6 protein-coding genes are annotated in these 3,403 nt (G+C 66.6%); 5 read left to right on the forward strand and 1 reads right to left on the reverse strand.

The genetic code is table 11. From position 1 onward, the window contains the following. From ENC19_RS29040 to ENC19_RS29055, 4 genes are all read left to right on the forward strand, one after another. On the forward strand, positions 1-743 hold a 743-nt coding region (locus ENC19_RS29040; RefSeq protein WP_208021050.1), incomplete at its 5' end, for a hypothetical protein. 175 nt (positions 744-918) lie between these two features. After that, positions 919-1,344 (forward strand): DUF6924 domain-containing protein, encoded by a 426-nt coding sequence (locus ENC19_RS29045; RefSeq protein WP_164450231.1) that lies wholly within the window; start codon positions 919-921, stop codon positions 1,342-1,344. A 129-nt stretch (positions 1,345-1,473) separates the two neighbouring features. Further along, positions 1,474-2,112: a DUF4241 domain-containing protein gene (locus tag ENC19_RS29050; RefSeq protein ID WP_164450232.1), complete on the forward strand. Its 639-nt coding sequence runs from the start codon at positions 1,474-1,476 to the stop codon at positions 2,110-2,112. 172 nt (positions 2,113-2,284) lie between these two features. Further along, the gene (locus ENC19_RS29055) at positions 2,285-2,785 is read left to right on the forward strand and encodes an HAD domain-containing protein (protein ID WP_164450234.1); all 501 of its coding nucleotides are present in this window, start codon (positions 2,285-2,287) and stop codon (positions 2,783-2,785) included. A 49-nt stretch (positions 2,786-2,834) separates the two neighbouring features. On the opposite strand, the gene ENC19_RS32025 is transcribed toward ENC19_RS29055, so the two are convergent. Next, positions 2,835-3,266: a DUF7669 domain-containing protein gene (locus tag ENC19_RS32025; protein ID WP_456243352.1), complete on the reverse strand. Its 432-nt coding sequence runs from the start codon at positions 3,264-3,266 to the stop codon at positions 2,835-2,837. Between the two features lie 5 nt (positions 3,267-3,271). On the opposite strand from ENC19_RS32025, the gene ENC19_RS29060 reads away from it, so the two are divergent. Further along, a partial coding sequence (locus ENC19_RS29060) for a mycothiol transferase (RefSeq protein ID WP_164450233.1) occupies positions 3,272-3,403 on the forward strand: 132 nt, incomplete at its 3' end.

The raw sequence follows: 3,403 nt of genomic DNA on the forward strand, positions 1-3,403 counted from the left end.
CGGGCGTGACCGACGTTGCTGTTGGGGGATCCTGTCGTAGCCATGCGGCGGTGGTCGCGGCTGCCGCTGTCGCGCTTGGCATGCTCGCGTTCGCGGCCGACTCCGTTGCGGGCGGTGTGGGGCAGGTCTTGATCGCGCTGACCAGCAGCGGTTTCGCTTGGGGCTTGGCGGCGTTCCTGGTCGGCCGTTCTGCTGCCACGGCGAAACGAGCGGTTGGTAGCGCTACCGCGCTATTGGTCCTGGCCACGCTGCTCTATTACCTGCTTGTGCTGGTGGTCAGTCGTCGCTGGAGTGGGGGCACCCTGGAGGACGGCACGTCGGCCGACCTGCTGGGGCTGCGTTCGGTTGCCATGATGACGGCGCTGTGGCTGACCGGGTCCCTCGTCGGGGGACCGGTGCTCGGGCTGCTCGGCCATATCGTTCGGGTCGGCAACGTGTCGACGTCGGCGCTGGCTGCGGGGTCGGTATGCGGCCTTCTCTCTGGCGAGGGCTGGCAGGCCGTGATGTTGGCACCACCCTGGCAGCTGTTGACAGTGTCCGACCCGTACCAAGCAGAATTCTTCCGCGGCGTTGTGGTCGGGGAACTCGTCAAGATCGTGCTTCCGATCGTCGTCCTGGCCTGGCTGGGCACGGCGCACCGCCTCTGGCGCGTGTGGCCGACGCTGCTTACCGCAGCCATCGCAAGCGGTGCCTTGAGTGCGGCGCTGTGGTACGTGCTCTACGCCGCAGCACACAGCATCTGAACGCGCCGGCCAAACCGCAGGCGCAGGGCGGTCAGGTGCGTCAGGCATCCTGATCTGCCGCAGGCCGCGCGCTACGCGGCGTCACCGCAACCGGATCAAACCGGCACCGGTCGTGGCGAGAACAATGCGCCCCCTGGCGCGACCGGAGGAACGTCCGTCTCGCTACGCTTTAACTGTGGCCGATCTGCCAGAGACGTGGTGTGTTCCGGTCGTGCGTGCGGACTTCCGCGACGACGGCGTGTGGGAGCAACTCAAGGGCGAGATCGTCAGCCCCACGGAAGAGGGCTTTGTGGCCGGTGTCGAGTTCGTCGAGGACCGAGCGCTGAACGGCCTCAGCGGTGCGGCAATCGCCGCCGGCTATCCTCGCGCCTACCCACGTCAGTACAGGCACCCGGTGGTGTTCGTCGTCGACGCCGTCACCATCGCGCTGCCGGAGCGTCCCTTGCTCGTCGTTAATCTGAACGAAAGGGACGAGACGGACCCGTTCAGGACACTGCCACGGCAGGTCCAGGCGATCGAGAACAACCTATCGATCGCGAACATGGACTTTGTTGAGTTCGCGCGGTCGGCAGGCCCGGACGGCATTTTTCGAGGCTTCTGAGCGCAACGCCGTCCGGCCAACACCGCATCGCCCGGATGCGCTGATCTGCCGCACCGTGGGTGTGGGAAGTCGGCCGGCGGCCTGATGCGGGTCTCGGTCGGAGGTGGTGTCCTGGATACGCTGCGCGTCATGCCCTACGTGCCGGATTTCAGTGCGGTGTTGACCGCCGGGTATCGGATCGAGCGTGATGGGATCACCTACCGTGTCGAGCCGTACGAGCTTGGGCCTGTGGTGCTGCCGTCCGGCAAGGTCGTGGGGTGTGATCCGCTGGTGGCGCACGCCACGCCTTTCGTTGGCTCGGTGGTGCCCGGCCGGTATCCGCTGCGGGCTTGGGTGGCAGTGTTGCATGTCGACGGCGGCGAGTGGCAGCGACGGATCACCGCCCTGCAGTTGATGGTGGTGGACGAGCCGGTCGCGGCGTGGAGCATGGCGTTGCTCCCGGGCCAGGACGTCGCCTCGCTCGGTGACGAGGACTTCTTCGGGTACGCGGTCGACGCGGGTACCGGGACGCTGGCCGATCAGGTCGCCATTGAGGCACTGGGCGAGTGGGACTTCGAGAGGGTCGACGAGGTCTTCATTCCGGCGCAGGTCCCGGACGACCCGATCGACGCCGTCGTTTCCGCGGTAGTGGAGGAACGGACCGGAGCCAACGTGTACGTCGTCGGCTCGGGATGGGGCGACGGCGTGTACGGAACGTACGTAGGGCATACCGCGGACGGGCGCATCGCCAGCTTCGTCACCGATTTCCGCGTCGTGCCGCCCGAATAGCCTCCACGTCATCGCACCGAGGCCACGAACTCGCGGGCGCGTACCACCCAGGATCGGACGTACGCTATGCCGCTCGTCGCGTGCTGGCCAAGGTTCCGGGTCGTTCGGGCCATGAGCCTCGACCGGCAGTCGGCTATACGGTGTGGCAGTGCCTGCCAGCGCTGAACGACCGTTGATCTTTATCGACATCGACGGGGTGCTCATCCCGCTCCGAGCACGGCCCGCCGGAGCCGATGGTCGTTCGAGCGGCAGGGCGGGAGACGGCCACGACCGCGACGGCAACCCTCTGCTGGATCGTCTCGACCCGACCGACGGTCGTAGGCTGCTCGCCCTGCCCGGCGAGCTGGTCTGGGCCAGCACCTGGATGGCCGACGCGAACGACGTCGTGGCACCCCGGATCGGTCTTCCCGCTCTGCCCGTGGTCGACTGGTCCGACGCTGACGAGGAACCACCGCGCGGCGTGCACTGGAAGACCGCATCGTTGGCGCGGTGGGCGGCAGGAAGCCCGTTCGTCTGGCTCGACGACGAGACCACCGACGCCGACCGACGATGGATCGCCGGACACCACCCGCAACCGGCACTACTGCACCACGTCGACCCGTACCTGGGACTGACCGACATCGACCTCGCGGCAGTACGACGATGGCTCAACCGCCTCCACGAAGCCGACTAACGGCCACGCACATCTGGCGTACGGGCGCAGGTCTTGAGTTTCGGCGCAACTATCTGCGGCGGTAACGACCGTCCGACACTCGCTCCAGGTCGTCGTAGACCCGAACATGATGGTCGGCGGCATCTGCGCACATCCGACTGACTACGTGGGTCCGTATCGTCGACTCCGCGTAGCTGCTCCCCCGTCGGCGCAGCTCGTCGATGACGTCCTGAGGACTGAAGGTGTCGTCTGAGCTCCTGCCCTCGATGCTTGGAAGCGCAGCCAGAATCTCATCCCGGGCGGTCATGGTCGCTATCCTGCCTGCGAGGGAGTTCGTCGGCGTTCCGACGATCGTCCTCTTCTGCCGCCGATCGGGCTTTACTGTACGTGACCGCGGACTGCAGAGCTGAAGACGCAGCGTTCCGAGTTCGGTCGTTGGTGTGGCTAAGCGTTGCCGGGGTGAGCGCCGGTGGAGACCACGAGTAGCCCATGGCAGGCTCATGCCGCATGAATGATGAATTCTCGAAAGACAACCTGCACGGGAGGCTGCGGCGGGACCGCGAGGCGCTGCTCTGGAAGCTCGACGGCTTGTCCGAGTACGACGTCCGTCGACCTTTGACAGCGACCGGGACCAACCTC

The organism is Verrucosispora sioxanthis (assembly GCF_010560025.1).
GTDB lineage: Bacteria > Actinomycetota > Actinomycetes > Mycobacteriales > Micromonosporaceae > Micromonospora > Micromonospora palythoicola.

Excerpts from the sequence above, each read along its gene's own strand:
- ENC19_RS29050 (WP_164450232.1), top strand. The coding sequence starts at position 1,474 with ATGCCCTACGTGCCGGATTTCAGTGCGGTGTTGACCGCCGGGTATCGG.
- ENC19_RS32025 (WP_456243352.1), bottom strand. The coding sequence starts at position 3,266 with ATGAGCCTGCCATGGGCTACTCGTGGTCTCCACCGGCGCTCACCCCGG.